Origin of the sequence: Pseudomonas sp. SL4(2022), from assembly GCF_026625725.1 — a bacterium.
In the GTDB taxonomy this organism is placed as follows: domain Bacteria; phylum Pseudomonadota; class Gammaproteobacteria; order Pseudomonadales; family Pseudomonadaceae; genus Aquipseudomonas.
The window spans coordinates 2,875,340-2,893,438 of sequence record NZ_CP113060.1; the positions used below are offsets into that span (position 1 = coordinate 2,875,340).

The 18,099-nt window shown below is 59.2% G+C and carries 17 protein-coding genes; 12 read left to right on the plus strand and 5 right to left on the minus strand.

All coding sequences use genetic code 11. The features are described from left to right. The first annotated feature begins 219 nt into the window (after window positions 1–219). From OU997_RS13505 to tadA, 3 genes are all read left to right on the plus strand, one after another. Window positions 220–1,212: a class I SAM-dependent methyltransferase gene (locus OU997_RS13505; protein ID WP_267807050.1), complete on the plus strand. Its 993-nt coding sequence runs from the start codon at window positions 220–222 to the stop codon at window positions 1,210–1,212. A 169-nt stretch (window positions 1,213–1,381) separates the two neighbouring features. Further along, window positions 1,382–2,752 (plus strand): multicopper oxidase family protein, encoded by a 1,371-nt coding sequence (locus tag OU997_RS13510; protein ID WP_267807052.1) that lies wholly within the window; start codon window positions 1,382–1,384, stop codon window positions 2,750–2,752. A 92-nt stretch (window positions 2,753–2,844) separates the two neighbouring features. Continuing rightward, window positions 2,845–3,327 (plus strand): tRNA adenosine(34) deaminase TadA, encoded by a 483-nt coding sequence (gene tadA / locus OU997_RS13515; RefSeq protein ID WP_108486677.1) that lies wholly within the window; start codon window positions 2,845–2,847, stop codon window positions 3,325–3,327. Between the two features lie 6 nt (window positions 3,328–3,333). Here tadA and mltF read toward each other — a convergent pair whose 3' ends face one another. Continuing rightward, a complete protein-coding gene (gene mltF, locus OU997_RS13520; RefSeq protein WP_267807054.1) occupies window positions 3,334–4,794 on the minus strand; it encodes a membrane-bound lytic murein transglycosylase MltF in 1,461 nt (486 codons plus the stop codon). Window positions 4,795–5,016: 222 nt separating this feature from the next. Between mltF and purL the strand changes: the two genes are divergently transcribed. The 3 genes from purL to OU997_RS13535 all read left to right on the plus strand — a co-directional run bounded on the left by purL (window position 5,017) and on the right by OU997_RS13535 (window position 9,666). Then, on the plus strand, window positions 5,017–8,913 hold the full coding sequence (gene purL, locus OU997_RS13525; RefSeq protein WP_267807056.1) for a phosphoribosylformylglycinamidine synthase: 3,897 nt from the start codon (window positions 5,017–5,019) through the stop codon (window positions 8,911–8,913). 18 nt (window positions 8,914–8,931) lie between these two features. Then, window positions 8,932–9,201: a CDGSH iron-sulfur domain-containing protein gene (locus OU997_RS13530; RefSeq protein WP_108486680.1), complete on the plus strand. Its 270-nt coding sequence runs from the start codon at window positions 8,932–8,934 to the stop codon at window positions 9,199–9,201. Window positions 9,202–9,348: 147 nt separating this feature from the next. After that, window positions 9,349–9,666, plus strand: a complete 318-nt coding sequence (locus OU997_RS13535) for a YqfO family protein (RefSeq protein ID WP_108486681.1) — start codon at window positions 9,349–9,351, stop codon at window positions 9,664–9,666. Window positions 9,667–9,709: 43 nt separating this feature from the next. On the opposite strand, the gene OU997_RS13540 is transcribed toward OU997_RS13535, so the two are convergent. Continuing rightward, window positions 9,710–10,213, minus strand: a complete 504-nt coding sequence (locus OU997_RS13540; protein ID WP_267807059.1) for a L,D-transpeptidase family protein — start codon at window positions 10,211–10,213, stop codon at window positions 9,710–9,712. A gap of 15 nt (window positions 10,214–10,228) precedes the next feature. After that, the gene (locus OU997_RS13545; protein ID WP_108486683.1) at window positions 10,229–10,786 is read right to left on the minus strand and encodes an NUDIX hydrolase; all 558 of its coding nucleotides are present in this window, start codon (window positions 10,784–10,786) and stop codon (window positions 10,229–10,231) included. 173 nt (window positions 10,787–10,959) lie between these two features. On the opposite strand from OU997_RS13545, the gene OU997_RS13550 reads away from it, so the two are divergent. The 5 genes from OU997_RS13550 to OU997_RS13570 all read left to right on the plus strand — a co-directional run bounded on the left by OU997_RS13550 (window position 10,960) and on the right by OU997_RS13570 (window position 14,379). After that, complete coding sequence (locus OU997_RS13550; protein WP_108486684.1) at window positions 10,960–11,565, plus strand: CoA pyrophosphatase; 606 nt, start codon at window positions 10,960–10,962, stop codon at window positions 11,563–11,565. An 18-nt stretch (window positions 11,566–11,583) separates the two neighbouring features. Beyond that, on the plus strand, window positions 11,584–12,108 hold the full coding sequence (locus OU997_RS13555; protein ID WP_108486685.1) for a gamma carbonic anhydrase family protein: 525 nt from the start codon (window positions 11,584–11,586) through the stop codon (window positions 12,106–12,108). After that, window positions 12,108–12,296, plus strand: a complete 189-nt coding sequence (locus tag OU997_RS13560) for a DUF1289 domain-containing protein (RefSeq protein ID WP_108486686.1) — start codon at window positions 12,108–12,110, stop codon at window positions 12,294–12,296. Before OU997_RS13555 ends, OU997_RS13560 begins: the two co-directional genes overlap by 1 nt. A 170-nt stretch (window positions 12,297–12,466) precedes the next feature. Continuing rightward, window positions 12,467–13,648, plus strand: coding sequence for a formate-dependent phosphoribosylglycinamide formyltransferase (gene purT, locus OU997_RS13565; RefSeq protein ID WP_108486687.1), 1,182 nt, complete (start codon window positions 12,467–12,469; stop codon window positions 13,646–13,648). Next, a complete protein-coding gene (locus tag OU997_RS13570) occupies window positions 13,645–14,379 on the plus strand; it encodes an SGNH/GDSL hydrolase family protein (protein ID WP_267807060.1) in 735 nt (244 codons plus the stop codon). The genes purT and OU997_RS13570 overlap by 4 nt, the downstream gene beginning before the upstream one ends. Here OU997_RS13570 and OU997_RS13575 read toward each other — a convergent pair. After that, window positions 14,351–15,640: an HlyC/CorC family transporter gene (locus OU997_RS13575; RefSeq protein WP_267807062.1), complete on the minus strand. Its 1,290-nt coding sequence runs from the start codon at window positions 15,638–15,640 to the stop codon at window positions 14,351–14,353. The two genes, OU997_RS13570 and OU997_RS13575, sit on opposite strands and share 29 nt — an antisense overlap. A 16-nt stretch (window positions 15,641–15,656) precedes the next feature. After that, a complete protein-coding gene (locus OU997_RS13580) occupies window positions 15,657–16,457 on the minus strand; it encodes a cytochrome C assembly family protein (protein WP_108486689.1) in 801 nt (266 codons plus the stop codon). Between the two features lie 178 nt (window positions 16,458–16,635). Between OU997_RS13580 and ffh the strand changes: the two genes are divergently transcribed. After that, window positions 16,636–18,009: a signal recognition particle protein gene (gene ffh / locus OU997_RS13585; RefSeq protein ID WP_108486690.1), complete on the plus strand. Its 1,374-nt coding sequence runs from the start codon at window positions 16,636–16,638 to the stop codon at window positions 18,007–18,009. The last annotated feature ends 90 nt before the right edge of the window (window positions 18,010–18,099 follow it).

Genomic DNA, 18,099 nt, shown 5'->3' on the forward strand with positions numbered 1-18,099 from the left:
AAAGTCTGTAGATTTGAGGCTGAAGTGCTTGATCTTGCTTTGCTGCCCTGCAGTGTCATGCTTTTGTTGCTTGGCAAGCTCAAGCCCCTCGGCACGCATCTTCTGCTTGGCAAGAGCTCCACTGGTGCGGCTAATATCAGCGCCCCGTTTATATGCTTTTATCCGGTTGGTGGTCGTCGTACGAAGAGGCTTGTTTCTTGAATAACTTGAGCTAAAGCCATGCAGGGGAATACTATGATTCTTGAGCCTCTCGATAAGCGAATGATAAGTTGGGATTCATCGTGCTTCGAAAATAGAGAATGTCCTTTTTGTGGTGCAGAAAACATTGAGCCATCGTACATTCGTCCTGACAATTGTTCTGTTTTAAAGTGTTTCAGGTGTACTGGCTACTACGTATCTCCATCGCCTTCAGAGGAGGCGCTCAATGAGTTTTATAGCTCTTATCATGAGGCGTACTTTGGTGGGGATGTGGCGAGAGATATTGAGGCTTTGAAGTTCGAGTTGAATAATCTGAATCTTAACTCTGATCCGAGGTTGATTTTTCTTAAAAAGGATATGGCGTCTGTCAGCGTTGCTGCATATAAGGTCTTAGATTTTGGGTGTGGGACGGGTTCTTTTTTATATCAAGCTAAAAGATTGGGAGCTTGGGTAGCGGGTGTCGAACTTGATCGTTCTGCCGTGTCGACTTGTCACAAGCTTGGTCTTGATTCTGTTTTTCTAGGTGGCGTTGATGTTTTGACGTCTCTAGGTGAAACGTATGATCTTATTGTTTTAAATGATGTAATTGAGCATCCGCTAAATCCAGCTCGACTTGTCACTGAATTGTGTGACTTGCTTAGTGAAACCGGTAAGATTTTAATATGGACCCCCAATGGGGATGCCATTGATTTAGATCGCCAAAAAATCACGCTTCGTGTTGATTTGGAACATATGCAGTACTTGACGAGTGGGGCTGTATCAGAATTGTGTCGCGAAAATAAGCTTTCAGTTTGGCATTATCAGCAGCTTGGTTTTCCATCGAGTAGTAATTTTATAACTAATGTGGTTGAGGGGGCTTGGGGTTCAAGGTTTAAGGTTGGATTGGTTGCCCTTTTAAGATCTTTGAGGTTGATAAGCTTTTTAAAACTTTTATTGTCACGCCTTGGGTTTATGGGGGGCTACTCCATTCACGGAAATTATCATCTGTTTTGCGTATTGTGTAGACGCAAATAAGCGTCAGGTTTCAGTGGCATTTTGTATTTTCACACGATGTGTTAGGCCGTTTTCCACGCGTGCAGGTTGGAACTGCGGCAACCCGCCTCTGCTGGTGGGCTCGTTTTCTTGTTGGTGATAATGAGAAGATCCCGCAACTGAATATGCCTACAGGTTGCTGAGGATGAGGATGTCGTTTACCCGCAGACAAGTGCTTGTCGGCCTCGCCGGTCTGGGCGTCGCCGGGCTTGGTGCTGGCGGTGTGCGCTATTGGCTGGGGCGCCCGGAGAATGTTGCAACGCACGACTATGAGCTGATCGCTGCGCCGCTGGATATCGAGCTGGTGCCGGGGCATATCACCTCGGCCTGGGCCTATGGCGCGCAGGCGCCCGGAGTAGAGCTGCGTTGCCGCCAGGGTGAGCGCTTGCGGGTACGCTTCATTAATAAGCTGGATGTGTCTACCACCATTCACTGGCACGGCATTCGTCTGCCGTTGGAGATGGACGGTGTGCCTTATGTGTCGCAGGCGCCGGTGCTGCCGGGGGAGTACTTCGACTACAACTTCATCACCCCAGACGCAGGCAGCTTCTGGTACCACCCGCATACGGCCAGTGGCGAGCAACTGGGGCGCGGGTTGGTCGGCGCATTAATTGTTGAGGAGCGCGAGCCGAGCGGTTTTCGTCACGACCATACGCTGAGCCTGAAAAGCTGGCATGTCGATGAGCGGGGGGCATTCACCGACTTCAGTGTGCCGCGTGAAGCGGCGCGCGGCGGTACGCCAGGGAGGTTGAGTACGGTCAACGGCGTGCATGCGCCGATCCTGGGATTGCCTGCCGAACAGGTGGTGCGTTTGCGTTTGATCAACCTGGACAACACCCTGACTTATCGGCTCAACCTGCCCGGCGGCGACGCGCGGATTTACGCGCTGGACGGTAATCCGGTCGAGCCGCGACCACTGGGTAAGGAATATTGGCTGGGGCCTGGCATGCGCATCGAACTGGGGCTGAGGGTGCCCGCTGCAGGTCAGATGTTGTCGCTGCGCAATGGGCCGCTGCGTTTGGCGACTCTGCGCGCCATCAGCAGTGCCGAGCCTGCAGGTGATTGGCCGCCGGCCTTGCCGGCCAACCCGGTGGCCGAGCCGGATTTGGCCAATGCGCAAACCATCAATTTCAACTTCGAGTGGGCGGGCGCGGTGTCGACCGGGTTGGCGCAGGGCGCCGCGCACAGTTTCTGGCAGATCAATGGACAGGCCTGGGATATCAATGACAAAACCTGTGCTGACCGGCCGATTGCCCGCTTGCAGCTGGGCAAGAGTTATATCTTCGAGTTGCGCAACCTCAGCCAGTATCAGCACCCGATCCATCTGCACGGCATGACCTTCAAGGTGCTGGCCTCGGATCGCAAATCGATCATCCCGTATTTCACCGACACCTACCTGCTGGGCAAGAATGAGCGCGCACGCGTGGCGCTGGTTGCGGATAATCCCGGGGTATGGATGTTTCATTGCCATGTGATCGACCATATGGAAACCGGGCTGATGGCATCAATCGAGGTGGTGTAGGGTGGCTGTCGCTTTTTACATCCACCGGATTTTTGGTGGAAAACACTTCGCGGTTTTACGCGGGGTGGCCTTCCACCCTACGGATTCAGGCTATGAAGAAAGTACAGATATTTGACCGTTCGCGTGATCAGCATTTTATGCGCGAGGCCCTGATCCTGGCTGCCGAGGGCGCCGCTTTGGGTGAGGTGCCGGTCGGCGCCGTGCTGGTGCAGGATGAGCAGATTGTTGGGCGCGGCTTCAATTGCCCGATCTCCACCCATGACCCCAGCGCCCATGCCGAGATGGTGGCAATTCGCGCTGCGGCCCTGGCCGTGGATAACTACCGCCTGCCGGGCAGTACCCTGTATGTGACCCTGGAACCGTGCAGCATGTGCGCCGGGCTGATCGTGCATGCTCGTGTGCAGCGCGTGGTGTATGGCGCTACTGAGCCGAAGGCGGGCATGGCGATCAGTCGCGGTGAGTTCTTCAATCAGGCATTTCTCAACCACCGCGTTTTGGTGGAGGGCGGTGTGCTGGCGCAGGAATGCGGTGCGGTGCTGAGTGCTTTCTTCAAGGCGCGGCGTGAGCAGCGTTAGCGGGTTTTACAGCGGCGGGGTCTGCTCATTGGGTTGGCGTTTGTCGATACCTGGCAGGTGCTGGTTGCTCTCGGCCAGCTGTGAGCCTTCCAGTTGCGGCTGGGTTACCCAGGTGAGGATGTCGTAGTAGCGGCGTATGTTGCGCACAAAATGCACCGGTTCGCCGCCACGGGCATAGCCGTAACGGGTTTTGCTGTACCACTGCTTTTGTGACAGGCGCGGCAGGATTTTCTGCACGTCCAGCCACTTGTTTGGGTCCAACCCTTCGGCCTCGGTGAGCTTGCGTGCATCTTCCAGATGACCACCGCCAATGTTGTAGGAGGCCAGGGCGAACCAGGTGCGGTCAGGTTCCTGAATGCTCTCCGGCAGTTGGTTCTTCACGTGCACAATGTATCTGGCGCCGCCTTCGATGCTCTGCTTGGGGTTCAGGCGATCTGACACGCCCATGGCCTGCGCGGTGCGTAAGGTCAGCATCATCAGCCCGCGTACGCCGGTCTTCGACGTGGCGCTGGGTTGCCAGAGAGACTCCTGATAGCCCATGGCCGCCAGCAGGCGCCAGTCCACCTGATTGGTCTGTGCGGCCTCGCGGAAGTATTTTTCGTAGCGCGGCAGGCGCTGCTGCAGGTGCTGGGCGAAGGTGTAGGCGCCGACATATCCGAGTACGTCGACATGGCCGTAGTAGCGGTCTTTGAGGCGCTGCAGGCTGCCGTTTTTCTGCGCGCGTTCGATAAACGCGTTCATCTCGTCGAGCAGGCTGCGGTCTTCGCCGGGGGCGGTGGCCCAGGCCAGGCTCTGTGCATCACCGAGATCAAAGGCCACGCGCACGTTGGAAAAATACACCTGATTCATCGCCAGCTCGTTGGAGTCGACCAGGGTCAGGTCGATCTGCCCTTCATCGACCATGCGCAGCAGGTCGACCACCTCGACGGCGGCGGATTCTTCGTAGGCCAGCTCTGGTAGTTGCAGCTTGAGCGTGGCGAGCTGTTCAGCATGGCTGCTGCCTTTAAGTACCAGAATGCGTTTGCCGAGCAGATCGTCCGGGCGGGTTGGCCGTTGCTGGCCGTTGCGGTAGATCACCTGGGGGGTGACTTCGAGATAGGGCAGGGAGAAGCGTGCGTATTGCTGCCGTCCGTCGCTTTCTACCAGGCCGGCGGCGGCCAGTACTGGGCCGTTGGGTTTGTTCAGGCTGGCGAACATCTCGTCGAGGTTGTCGGCAGTTTCGATTTTCAGCTCGAGGCCAAGGTCATCGGCAAAACGCTTCACCAGCTCGTATTCGAAGCCGGTTTCGCCGTTACGATCCTGGAAGTAGGTCGCCGGGCTGTTACGGGTGATCACCCGCAGTACACCCTCCGCCTGAACGCGCTCGAGCGTGCTGGGTTCTTCAGCACAGCCGCCGAGCAGCAGGAGGATTCCGATCACCGACAGCCAGCAGGCGCAGCGCGCACGGAACGCAGATTGGGCAAACATTGACGCAGTATACGCAAAGCCTGCAGTGCGCCATATATCGACAGCATCAGCCGTCTCTGTTAGCGCGGCGCCGCATCGAATCTGCCGAAAACGCTCATTTGCAGCGTACGTGTGGTTTGTCAGGTATAGCTAATAGAGCCTGGCCGCCACGGGTGCCGTTGGCAGCGCTTTAGGCTAGAATGCACGGCCTCAAAGTACACCCCTTCCCAGAGGCTGTCCCCGATGTTGATCCTGCGCGGCGCTCCCGCCCTTTCTGCTTTCCGTCACGGCAAACTGCTTGAACAACTGACCAGCAAGGTTCCTGCTGTCACTGGCCTGTATGCCGAGTTCGCGCACTTTGCCGAAGTGTCCGGCGTGCTTAGCGCTGACGAAGAGCAGGTATTGGCTCGTTTGCTGAAATACGGCCCGAGTGTGCCGGTGCAGGAGCCTAATGGCCGCCTGTTTCTGACCATTCCGCGTTTCGGCACCATCTCGCCCTGGTCGAGCAAGGCCAGCGACATTGCCCGCAACTGCGGCCTGGCGAAGATTCAGCGTATCGAGCGCGGCCTGGCCTACTATGTCAGCGGCGAGCTGGATGCAGCCGAGGCGCAACAGGTGGCTGATCTGCTGCATGACCGCATGACGCAGCTGGTACTGGATAACCTCGAAGGTGCCGCAGCGCTGTTCAGCCATGCCCAGCCCAAACCGCTGATGGCGATCGACATTCTGGGTGGCGGTCGCGCCGCGCTGGAGACGGCCAACGTCGAGTTGGGCCTGGCGTTGGCAGAAGATGAAATCGATTACCTGGTCAATGCCTTCCAGGGTTTGGGGCGTAACCCGCACGACATCGAACTGATGATGTTTGCTCAAGCCAACTCCGAGCATTGCCGCCACAAGATCTTCAATGCCAGCTGGGACATCGACGGCGAAAGCCAGGACAAGTCGCTGTTCGGCATGATCAAGAACACCTACCAAATGCACAGCGAGAACGTGTTGTCCGCCTATAAGGACAACGCCTCGGTGATCGTCGGCCACAGCGCCGGGCGTTTCTTCCCGAATCCGCAAACCCGCCAGTACGGTGCGGTGCAGGAGCCGGTGCATATCCTGATGAAGGTGGAGACGCACAACCACCCGACCGCCATTTCTCCATTCTCTGGCGCGTCCACCGGTTCTGGTGGCGAGATTCGCGACGAGGGTGCCACCGGACGAGGCGCCAAGCCGAAGGCCGGGTTGACCGGTTTCACCGTCTCCAACCTGAACATCCCGGGCTTTGAGCAGCCGTGGGAAGTGCCGTACGGCAAACCCGAGCGCATCGTCACCGCGCTGGACATCATGATTGACGGTCCGCTGGGTGGCGCGGCGTTCAACAACGAATTCGGCCGTCCGGCCCTGACCGGTTACTTCCGTACCTTCGAGCAAGCGATCAGCACGCCCCATGGCGACGAAGTGCGCGGCTACCACAAGCCGATCATGCTCGCCGGCGGCATGGGCAACATTCGCGCAGATCACGTACAGAAGGGCGAGATCACCGTGGGCGCCAAGCTCATCGTGCTTGGCGGCCCGGCCATGCTCATCGGCCTGGGTGGTGGTGCGGCGTCGTCGGTTGCCACCGGTGCCAGCTCGGCTGACCTGGATTTCGCTTCGGTACAACGCGAAAACCCGGAAATGGAACGCCGTTGCCAGGAAGTGATCGACCGCTGCTGGCAGCTGGGCGACGCCAACCCGATCGCGTTTATTCACGACGTCGGTGCTGGTGGTATTTCCAACGCCTTCCCGGAACTGGTCAATGACGGCGGCCGCGGCGGCCGCTTCGAATTGCGCAACGTGCCGAATGACGAACCCGGCATGGCGCCGCACGAGATCTGGAGCAACGAGTCTCAGGAGCGTTACGTACTGGCCGTCAGTGCTGTTGATTTCGAACGCTTCAAGGCCATCTGCGAGCGTGAGCGTTGCCCGTTCGCGGTCGTCGGCGAAGCCACCGAAGAAGCCCATTTGACCGTGACCGACAGTCATTTTGCCAACACCCCGGTGGATATGCCGCTGGAAGTGCTGCTCGGCAAGCCACCGCGCATGCACCGTTCGGTGACCCGCGAAGCCGAACTGGGCGACGATTTCACTGCCGCCAGTGTGGACATTGACGATGCCGTAACCCGCGTACTGCATCACCCGGCTGTGGCCAGCAAGAGCTTCCTGATCACCATCGGTGACCGCACCATTACCGGTCTGGTGGCGCGTGATCAGATGGTTGGCCCGTGGCAGGTGCCGGTGGCCGATTGCGCGGTAACCGCCACCAGCTTTGACGTTTACACCGGTGAAGCCATGGCTATGGGCGAGCGCACCCCGCTGGCGCTGCTGGATGCCGCGGCCTCCGGACGTATGGCGATTGGCGAGACGCTGACCAACCTGGCGGCCTCGCGCATCGAAAAACTCTCCGACATCAAACTGTCCGCCAACTGGATGGCCGCTGCCGGCCACCCGGGCGAAGACGCGCGCCTGTATGACACCGTGAAAGCGGTTGGCATGCAGCTGTGTCCGGAGCTGGGCATCACCATACCGGTGGGCAAGGACTCGATGTCGATGAAAACCCAATGGCGCGATGAGGGCACGGACAAGAGCGTGACCTCGCCGCTGTCGCTGGTGGTGACCGGCTTTGCGCCGGTCAGCGATATTCGCAAGACCCTGACCCCGCAACTGCGCATGGACAAGGGCGAAACCGACCTGATCCTGATCGACCTGGGCCGTGGGCAGAACCGCATGGGCGCCTCGATCCTCACCCAGGTCTACGGCAAGCTCGGCACCCAGGCACCGGATGTGGATGACGCTGAAGACCTCAAGGCCTTCTTCGCAGTGATCCAGGGCCTGAATGCTGACGGTCATATCCTCTCCTACCACGACCGTTCCGACGGTGGTTTGCTGGTGACCGCGCTGGAAATGGCCTTTGCCGGCCATTGCGGCTTGAACCTGTTCCTCGATGCTTTGGCCGACGACCGCGCTGAGCTGGCCGCCGTGCTGTTCAACGAAGAGTTGGGCGCGGTGATTCAGGTGCATCAGGACGCCACCCCGGAAGTGCTGGCACAGTTCAGCGCCGCCGGCCTGGGCGACTGCGTGGCGGTGATCGGTCAGCCGGTCAACAGCGACGACGTGGCCATCAGCTTCAATGGTCAGCCGGTGTTTGGCGGCCAGCGCCGTCTGCTGCAGCGCCAGTGGGCGCAAACCAGTTACCAGATCCAGCGTCTGCGCGACAACGTGCAGTGCGCCGAGCAGGAGTTCGACACCATCCTCGATGAGGAAAACCCGGGTTTGTCGGCCAAGCTCAGCTTCGACGTCAATCAGGACATCAGCGCGCCGTACATCCGCAAGGGTGTGCGTCCGCAGATCGCCGTGCTGCGTGAGCAGGGCGTCAACGGCCAGGTGGAAATGGCAGCGGCCTTCGACCGCGCTGGTTTTAACGCCATCGACGTGCATATGAGCGACATCCTTAGCGGTCGCGTCAGCCTGGACGAGTTCAAGGGCCTGGTTGCCTGCGGCGGCTTCTCCTATGGTGATGTGCTGGGTGCCGGTGAGGGCTGGGCCAAGTCGATTCTGTTTAACAGCCGCGCCCGTGATGGCTTCCAGGCCTTCTTTGAGCGTAAAGACAGCTTTGCTCTCGGTGTTTGCAATGGTTGCCAGATGATGAGCAACCTGCACGAGCTGATCCCCGGTACTGAGTTCTGGCCGCATTTTGTGCGTAACCGTTCCGAGCAGTTCGAGGCGCGTGTAGCGATGGTCCAGGTGCAGGAGTCGGCATCGATCTTCCTGCAAGGCATGGCCGGTTCGCGCATGCCGATCGCCATTGCGCACGGCGAAGGTCATGCCGAGTTCGAAAACGAGGAAGCCCTGCTCGAAGCGGACCTGTCCGGCTGTGTGGCCATGCGCTTTATCGACAACCACGGCAAGGTCACCGAAACCTATCCGGCCAACCCGAATGGTTCGCCGCGCGGGATCACCGGTTTGACCAGCCGTGACGGTCGCGTGACCATCATGATGCCGCATCCGGAGCGGGTGTTCCGTGCCGTGCAGAACTCCTGGAAGCCGGATGACTGGCAGGAAGATGCTGGCTGGATGCGCATGTTCCGCAATGCCCGCGTGTGGGTGGATTGATCCGGATGGCGCCGGCTTATGTCGAGTAAGCCGGCGCCGATTCTGCCTGAGGTGCGCCAGGTCAAACCTGGCGATACCTTGCTGCTGTGCCGCTGCGGGCGTTCGTCCCAGTTTCCTGATTGTGTTTCCGCCTGCTCTGATGCGTTTGAACTGCAGCCTGAACGTGAGCAATTTCTGCTGCTTTGTCGTTGCGGGCAGTCGCAGCGTCTACCCTATTGTGATGGTAGCCATAACCAGCCGGTAAGCGGCTTCATGGCTCGTTGGCGGCGCTTCTGGTGTGGTATCTAGACGGGCTTGCTCTGCTACCTCAGGCAAAAAACATGACCTGAGTGCGCAAGTGTGATGAACCCCGCGAACGGCTGGTAAGGCCAAATGCCATTATTGCTGTCATTATTATTGTGCGGCCTTTTGTCAGTCTTGCCGGCGGAGACTTTGATGTACAAACTGTGTTTTTACGTGCCTGAAACCCATCTTGAGGCGGTGAAAACCGCCGTATTCAGTGCCGGTGGTGGGCGTGTCGGTCGTTATGATCAGTGCTGTTGGCAGGTCTTGGGGCAGGGGCAGTTCAGGGCGCAGGAGGGCAGTCAGCCTTTTCTCGGACAACTGGGGCAACTTGAGCACGTAGCGGAGTGGAAGGTCGAGATGGTGGTGGCCGACGAATTGATCCACGATGCGGTCAAGGCCATGAAGAAGCAGCACCCCTATGAGACGCCGGCTTTTGACGTGTGGCGACTGTCGGATATTCAGTTCTAATTCAAAAAAGGCGCCTCTAAGGCGCCTTTTTTGTGTCGGTCGATCAGGGCCTGATTTCGATCAGTGTGCCGTCTTTGACCAGTGACCAGACTTCACGCATGTCGATGTTCTTCATGGCGATACAGCCTTCGGTCCAGTCCAGGGTATGGAAGAACCATTCGGGGTATTCCTCATCCAGCGGCGTGCCGTGGATCATGATCATGCCGCCTGCCGGTACGCCCTTGGCGCGGGCTTGCGCCTGGTCGCGGGCGTTGGGGTAGGAGATGTGCATGGACAGGTTGTACTTGTCACTGGTCTTGCGCCAGTCGATCCAGTAGAAACCTTCTGGGGTGCGCAGATCGCCTTCACGTTGCTTGGCCCCTTCAGGTTGTTTGCCCAGCGATACGCGGTAGGACTTGAGGGTGTTACCACGGCTGATGAGGTGCAGTTTGCGTTCGGATTTGACCACCAGCACTTTGTCGATGGTCTTGCCGCTCAGGGTTGGGGTGGTGCTGGCGTGGCCAGTGAGGGCAACGGTCATGCAGAGTAGGGCGAACAACCAGCGCATTGTGATTTCCATGGATCAGAAGGTTTTCTTGTAGTGTGCGCGCAAGGCTTCGAGCGGCTCGTTGCGGACCGGGTAGTGCTGCTGCAGGCGGTCTGCGAAGTAGCATTCTAAGGTACGTCCAATGGTCGGGAAAGCGAGCTCTGACCAGGGGATGTCCTGTTCATGGAATAGCTGTACGTCAAGGCTTTCCTCGCCAGGGGCAAAGTCCAGGTCGACCAACTCGGCGCGAAACAGCATGTACACCTGATTGATATGCGGCAGATCGAACAGGGTATACAGGCTCAGGCTGCGTACCCGTGCGCAGGCTTCTTCATGGGTTTCGCGGGCGGCGGCCTGCTCCAGGGTTTCGCCGTTTTCCATAAAACCGGCAGGCAGGGTCCAGTAGCCACGTCGTGGCTCGATGGCGCGGCGACACAGCAGCACCTGCTCGCCCCACACTGGCAGGCAACCGGCAATGATGCGCGGGTTCTGGTAGTGCACGGTCTGGCACTGCGCACAGACGTGGCGCAGGCGGTTGTCGCCCTGCGGGATGATGTGGTTGATCGGGCCGCCACAGTTGCTACAGAACTTCATGCCAGGTCCTCGCTGCGTGTCGGCTATCTTGGCGTGCGCGCCGGGTACTCGGCAAGCGACCTGAACGCTTGGCTTATCGAGCATCTGAATGATGCCTGGTAGCGGTCCGGGGCTTGGGCCGTGCGCCGCTTTCGTGCCATGATCGACGGCAGAATAAAAGACCGAGAATCCCCATGCTGGACGAGTTGCTCCATCGCATGCGCGGCTATAGCCCGCTCAGTTTGCAGATTGACAAACACTACCCTGAAGCCGCAGTGCTGGTGCCCATCACCCGCAGTGACGAACCGGAAGTGGTGCTAACCCTGCGTGCCAGTGGTTTGTCCACCCACAGTGGTGAGGTGGCTTTTCCCGGTGGTCGGCGCGACCCTGAGGATGTTGATCTGGTACAGACCGCCCTGCGCGAGGCCGAGGAAGAGATCGGGCTGCCGCCGGGTCTGGTCGAGGTGATCGGGCCGCTCAGTACCCTGGTGTCGCGCCACGGCATCAAGGTCACCCCCTACGTAGGGCTGGTGCCAGATTTTGTCGAATACCGGCCCAATGACGGCGAAATTGCCGCTGTTTTTGCCGTGCCTCTGGCGTTCTTTCGCGAGGATCCGCGGGAAACCACGCACCGCATCGATTACCTCGGGCGCAGCTGGTATGTGCCGAGTTACCGCTATGGCGAATACAAGATCTGGGGGCTGACGGCGATCATGCTGGTCGAGTTGGTCAACCTGGTGTTCGATGATGTGCAGATCGACATGCACCAGCCGCCTGAGCATTTCACCAAGCTCACCTGAACCTATGAGGAAGCATCCATGAAATACCGCTTGGGTTCGTCCCACGTCGAAGCCCATGCCGACAGCTGGGTTGCACCAAATGCCACTCTGGTCGGTAAGGTCAAGCTGGAGGCCGGTGCCAGCGTGTGGTTCAACGCTGTGCTGCGTGGCGACAACGAGCTGATTCATATCGGCGAGAACAGCAACGTGCAGGACGGCACGGTGATGCACACCGACATGGGCTTTCCGCTGACCCTGGGCAAGGGTGTGACCATTGGCCATAACGCCATGTTGCACGGCTGCACGGTGGGCGATTACAGCCTGATCGGCATTAATGCCGTCATTCTCAATGGGGCGAAAATCGGTAAGAACTGCATCATTGGTGCCAACAGCCTGATCGGTGAAGGCAAGGAAATTCCCGACGGCTCGCTGGTTATGGGGTCGCCCGGAAAAGTGGTGCGCGAACTGACCGAACCCCAGAAAAAGATGCTCGAAGCCAGCGCTGCACACTACGTGCACAACGCTCAGCGCTATGCCCGTGACCTGGCCGTGCAGGACAACTGATGAGCAACGAACGTCCCGTTGTCTCGCCCTGTGTGCATGTGTGCGCGCTGGACGATGAAGATATCTGCATTGGCTGCCAGCGTACGGTTGCCGAAATTACCCGCTGGGGCCTGATGGAGAACAGTGAGCGCCGTGAGGTGCTGATGCGCTGTCATGAGCGGGCCAAAGCCAAAGGCATTCTGCTGTAAGAACCGGATCACGATCTGCTGCGCGTCGGCCCTGCGGTGTTAAAAACAGGCTCGGAATGCTCATTTACAGCTCGTAAACTCCGCTTCCTCGCCTGTTTTTGCCTTGCAGTGCTCTAGCTCGCGAGATCGTGAACAGGTTCTAACTTTCTAGATCAGTTTGAGGACTCCCCATGCCCCGTATCGGAACCCCTTTGTCGCCGAGCGCGACCCGTGTGCTGTTGTGTGGCTCTGGCGAGCTGGGCAAGGAAGTGCTGATCGAACTGCAGCGGCTCGGTGTTGAGGTTATTGCGGTGGATCGCTACGCCAATGCGCCGGCCATGCAGGTGGCGCACCGCAGCCATGTGATCAACATGCTCGATGGCGCAGCCCTGCGCGCGGTGATCGAGCTGGAGCAGCCGCATTTCATCGTCCCGGAAATTGAAGCGATTGCCACCGCGACCCTGGTTGAGTTGGAGAATGAAGGTTTCACCGTCATCCCCAGCGCCCGCGCGGCGCAGCTGACCATGAACCGTGAAGGTATTCGCCGTCTGGCTGCCGAAGAGCTGGGCCTGCCAACCTCGCCTTACCGCTTTGCCGATTCCTTTGAAGAGTGCCGCGCTGCGGTTGAAGCGATTGGTTTTCCCTGTCTGATCAAGCCGATCATGAGTTCTTCCGGCAAGGGCCAGTCGGTGTTGAAAAGCCTGGATGATCTGCACGTCGCCTGGGATTACGCCCAAGCTGGTGGGCGCGCTGGCAAGGGCCGGGTGATTGTCGAGGGGTTTATCGACTTCGACTATGAAATTGCCTTGCTGACTGTGCGTCACAGCGGTGGCACGACGTTCTGTGCGCCGGTGGGGCATCGTCAGGTCAAGGGTGATTACCAAGAGTCCTGGCAGCCGCAACCGATGAGTGCCAAAGCGCAGGCCGAAGCCGAACGTATTGCGCTGGCGGTGACCGGCTCGCTGGGCGGGCGTGGGCTATTTGGCGTTGAACTGTTCGTCAAAGGGGATCAGGTGTGGTTCTGCGAAATCTCGCCGCGCCCGCATGACACCGGCCTGGTCACCTTGATTTCTCAGGATCTGTCCGAGTTTGCCCTGCATGCGCGGGCCATTTTGGGGCTGCCTATTCCCACCATTCGACAGTTCGGCCCATCGGCTTCTGCCGTGGTGCTGGTCGAGGGTGAGTCGCAGCAGGTCAGCTTCGGTAATCTGGCAGCGGTGCTGGCTGAGCCGGATACCGCTTTGCGTCTGTTCGGCAAACCGGAAGTCAGTGGTCAGCGCCGTATGGGTGTGGCACTGGCGCGGGATGAATCATTGCAGGCGGCGCGGGCCAAGGCCACGCGTGCGGCGCAGGCGGTCAAGGTCGAACTGTGAGTGCGTTGCGCGCTTATGCCTGGTGGCTGGGATTGGCGCTGTTGGCGCCGATTGCCTTGCCGCTGGCCCTGTGCACGCGCCGTAACACGCTGCGTTTGCCGCCAGCTGCAGGGCTGTTGAGCGGCGTGGCAGGTGCGGACTTACCGGGCGAGCCATTGCATCTGCTGGTGCTGGGCGAGTCGACCGTGGTCGGCGTGGGAGTGGATGAGCTTAGCTCTGCGCTGGTCGGGCAGTTGGCAGCGGCGCTGGCTGCGCGCAGCGGTCGTCCGGTTGTCTGGCGTGCATGCGGTGAAAATGGCATTACCGCCGCACAGGCCCATGAGCGGCTGTTGCCGCAGGTGCTCGATCAGCCCTTTGATCTGGCGCTGCTGGTGTTCGGCGTCAATGACACCACTCATCTGACTTCACTGCCGCGTTGGGAGGCAGCGCTTGGCGGTATGGCTGAAGCGTTGTTAGCTCGCGGCGCCCGGGTGGCCTTTAGCAGTGTGCCGCCGTTGCAGCATTTTACGGCTCTGCCCTGGCTGCTGCGGCGTTTGCTCGGCATGCGTGCCGGCCTGCTGGATGCGCGCCTGCGTCGGCTGGCTGCGCGTCATGGGGTGGGGCATCACACGGTTGAGCTGGAGTTTTCCGCTGAGTACCTGGCGCGTGATGGTTATCATCCGTCAGCGCTGGGGTATCGCGTATGGGCCGAGGGGCTGGCCCTCAGTCTGCTGCCGGCGGCGCGGCCTTAAGTTTGGCTTTGGCCTGCCAGATGCGCACGCTTTTTACCCGGTTCTCGGCTGCTTGCAGGATTTCCAGGCGATAAGGACCGATTTTCAGGCACACCGCGCTATCGGGAATGCTTTCTAGGGCTTCAGTGATCAGGCCGTTGAGGGTCTTCGGGCCGTCGCTGGGCAGGTGCCATTCCAGCGCCTTGTTGATTTCGCGGATATAAGCAGCGCCGTCGATCACTTGGGTGCCGTCTTCCTGAGGGTGAATGTCAGGGCTGCGCAGGGTGTCCTGGTTGCTGAAGTCGCCGACGATTTCTTCGAGGATGTCTTCCAGGGTGACGATGCCGATGACATCGCCATATTCGTCCACCACGATGCCGATGCGCCGCTTCTGCTTCTGGAAATTGATCAGTTGGGTCGACAGCGGTGTGCCTTCCGGCACGAAGTAGGGCTCGTTGCAGGCAGCCAGCAGTGCTTCCTTGCTGATTTGGTTGTGCGTCAGCAGGCGAGCAATCTGGCGCATGTGCACGATGCCTTCGATCTGATTGATGTCCGTGCGGAACACCGGCAGTCGGGTGTGGGCGGTGTTGGTCAGCTGGTGAATAATGCTGTCGATGTCATCGTCCAGGTTGATCCCGGTGACTTCGTTGCGCGGGATCATGATGTCATCCACCGTCACCCGTTCCAGGTCGAGAATGCCGAGCAGCATGTTCTGGCGATTTTTCGGTAGCTCATGGCCGGACTCGCGCACCACGCTGCGCAATTCCTCGGTGGTCAGGCTGTCGCTGCTCTTGCTGGTGGGGTCGACGCCCATCAGTCGGAGCAGGCCATTGCTGATCCAGCTCAGCAGAATGACCAGTGGGTAGAACAGCTTGAGCAGTAGCAACAGCGGCAGGCTGAACGGGTAGGCCACTGCTTCCGGGCGAAGGGCGGCCAGGGTCTTGGGCGTGATTTCACCGAACACCAGCAGAATCAGGGTCAGGCCAATGATGGCAATCGCGATCCCGGCTTCGCCCCAGAACTGCAGGGCCAGAACCGTGGCGATGGACGAGGCAAGGATGTTGACGAAGTTGTTGCCGATCAGGATGGTGCCCAGCAGGCGATCCGGATGGCTGAGCATGGTGCTGACGCGCTTGGCGCCGCGGTGACCTTCTTTCGCCAAGTGCTTGAGGCGGTAGCGGTTGAGGCTGAGGATGCCAGTCTCCGAGCTGGAGAAAAATGCTGAGCAGAGCAGCAGGAAGATCAGCAGGCCGAAGAGAAAACTGGGGGGTATGTTGTCCACGCAGTGAACCTGGGCGTCAGATGTGCAGGATGAATTCGCGAACCAGCTTGCTGCCGAAATAGGCCAACATCAGCAGACAAAAGCCCGCCAAGGTCCAGCGAATCGCTTTATGACCGCGCCAGCCGAGTTGGTGGCGGCCCCACAGCAGCACGGCAAATACCACCCAGGCGAAAAATGACAGGAAGGTCTTGTGCGCCAGGTGCTGGGCAAACAGGTCATTGATAAACAGCGCGCCGGACAGCAACGACAGCGATAGCAATGCCCAGCCCGCCCACAGGAAGCCGAACAGCAGGCTTTCCATGGTCTGTAGGGGTGGGAAGTTCTTGATCAGCCCGGAGGGGTGTTTGTGCTTGAGCTGATGGTCCTGCAACAGCAGGAGCAGCGACTGGAATACGGCAATGGTCAGCATGCCGTAAGCCGTTACGGAGAGCAGGATGTGCGCCAGGATACCGGGCGCTTCATCAATCGGCCGGCTTGTGCCGCTGGGCATGAACTGCGCCAGCAGGACGGTCAGAAAGCCCAGTGGAAACAGCAGAATCAGCAGGTTTTCCACGGGGATGCGCGCGCAGGCCAGCAGGGTCAGCAGAATGACCGAGGCGGCAATCAGGCTGGCGGCGTTGAAAAAGTCCAGCGACAGCCCCGTCGGACTGTACATCTGCATGAACAGACTGCTGGTATGAAAGAGCAGGGCGAAGACACCGAGCACAACCAGCAGGCGCTTATTGGTAGTGCTGCGCTGTTGCAGGCGCAGGCCCTGGTAGGAAGCGGCTGCCGCGTAGAGGCAGGCGGCAGCAAGGCTGGGTAGCAGAGGGTGCATAAATCCTTGTCAGGCAAACCCGGAAGACGCGCAGTGTGGCATACAACCGCTGCGCCACGAAAGCGTCTGGGTCAGGCTCGGTTGCGATGAAACGCCAACAGAGCCGATTAGTCTTCGCTATAATCCGCCGCCTGTTACAAGCCTACCCTCGGCTCAGTTGAGCCTGAAAGGAACGAGCATGTTTGAAAATCTGACTGACCGCCTCTCGCAGACCCTGCGCAATGTCACTGGCAAAGCCAAGCTGAGCGAAGACAACATCAAGGACACCCTGCGTGAAGTGCGCATGGCCTTGTTGGAAGCCGACGTGGCCCTGCCTGTGGTCAAGGACTTCGTTAATAAGGTCAAGGATCGTGCGGTCGGCACTGAAGTCTCGAAGAGCCTGACTCCAGGCCAGGCCTTTGTGAAGATCGTGCGTGCCGAGTTGGAAGAGCTGATGGGCGCGGCCAACGAAGACCTCGCGCTGAATGCGGTGCCGCCAGCCGTGGTGCTGATGGCAGGTCTGCAGGGGGCGGGCAAGACCACTACCGTTGGCAAGTTGGCGCGCTTCCTTAAAGAACGCAAAAAGAAAACCGTGATGGTGGTGTCGGCTGACGTTTACCGTCCGGCCGCGATTAAACAACTGGAAACCCTGGCCAATGACATTGGCGTGACCTTCTTTCCTTCCGACATCAGCCAGAAGCCGGTAGCGATTGCCGAGGCAGCGATCAAGGAAGCTAGGCTCAAATTCATTGATGTCGTGCTGGTGGATACCGCCGGTCGTCTGGCCATCGATGCCGAGATGATGGCGGAGATCCAGGCGCTGCATGCGGCGATCAGGCCGGTCGAGACTCTGTTCGTGGTCGACGCCATGACCGGCCAAGATGCCGCCAATACTGCCAAAGCCTTTAATGATGCGCTGCCGCTGACTGGTGTGGTGCTGACCAAGGTCGACGGTGATGCGCGCGGCGGTGCGGCGTTGTCGGTGCGGCACATTACCGGTAAGCCGATCAAGTTTATCGGTATGGGGGAAAAGACCGAGGCGCTGGAGCCGTTCCACCCGGACCGTATTGCCTCGCGCATTCTCGGTATGGGTGATGTGCTCAGTCTGATTGAGCAGGCCGAGCAGACTCTGGATCGCGAGAAGGCCGAGAAACTTACCAAGAAGCTGAAGAAGGGCAAAGGCTTCGATCTTGAAGACTTCCGTGATCAGTTGCAGCAGATGAAGAATATGGGTGGCCTCGGCGGCCTGATGGACAAGCTGCCGCAGATGGGTGGTGTCAATCTGGCGCAGATGGGCAATGCTCAGGGTGCTGCCGAGAAACAGTTCAAACAGATGGAAGCCATCATTAATTCGATGACGCCGGCCGAGCGTCGCGACCCCGAGATCATCAGCGGTTCGCGTAAGCGTCGTATTGCCATGGGTTCCGGTACTCAGGTGCAGGACATTGGGCGCTTGATCAAGCAGCACAAGCAGATGCAGAAAATGATGAAGAAATTCACTGCGAAAGGCGGTATGGCCAAGATGATGCGTGGCATGGGTGGGATGATGCCGGGCGGTCTGCCGAAGTTGTAATAGCAGTAATAACGGCTGCAATTGGGCTGGCAATACCGTTTGCCAGCCTGGCTCGCAGCCAGTACCGACCGGCGGCTTGAAAAAGAGATT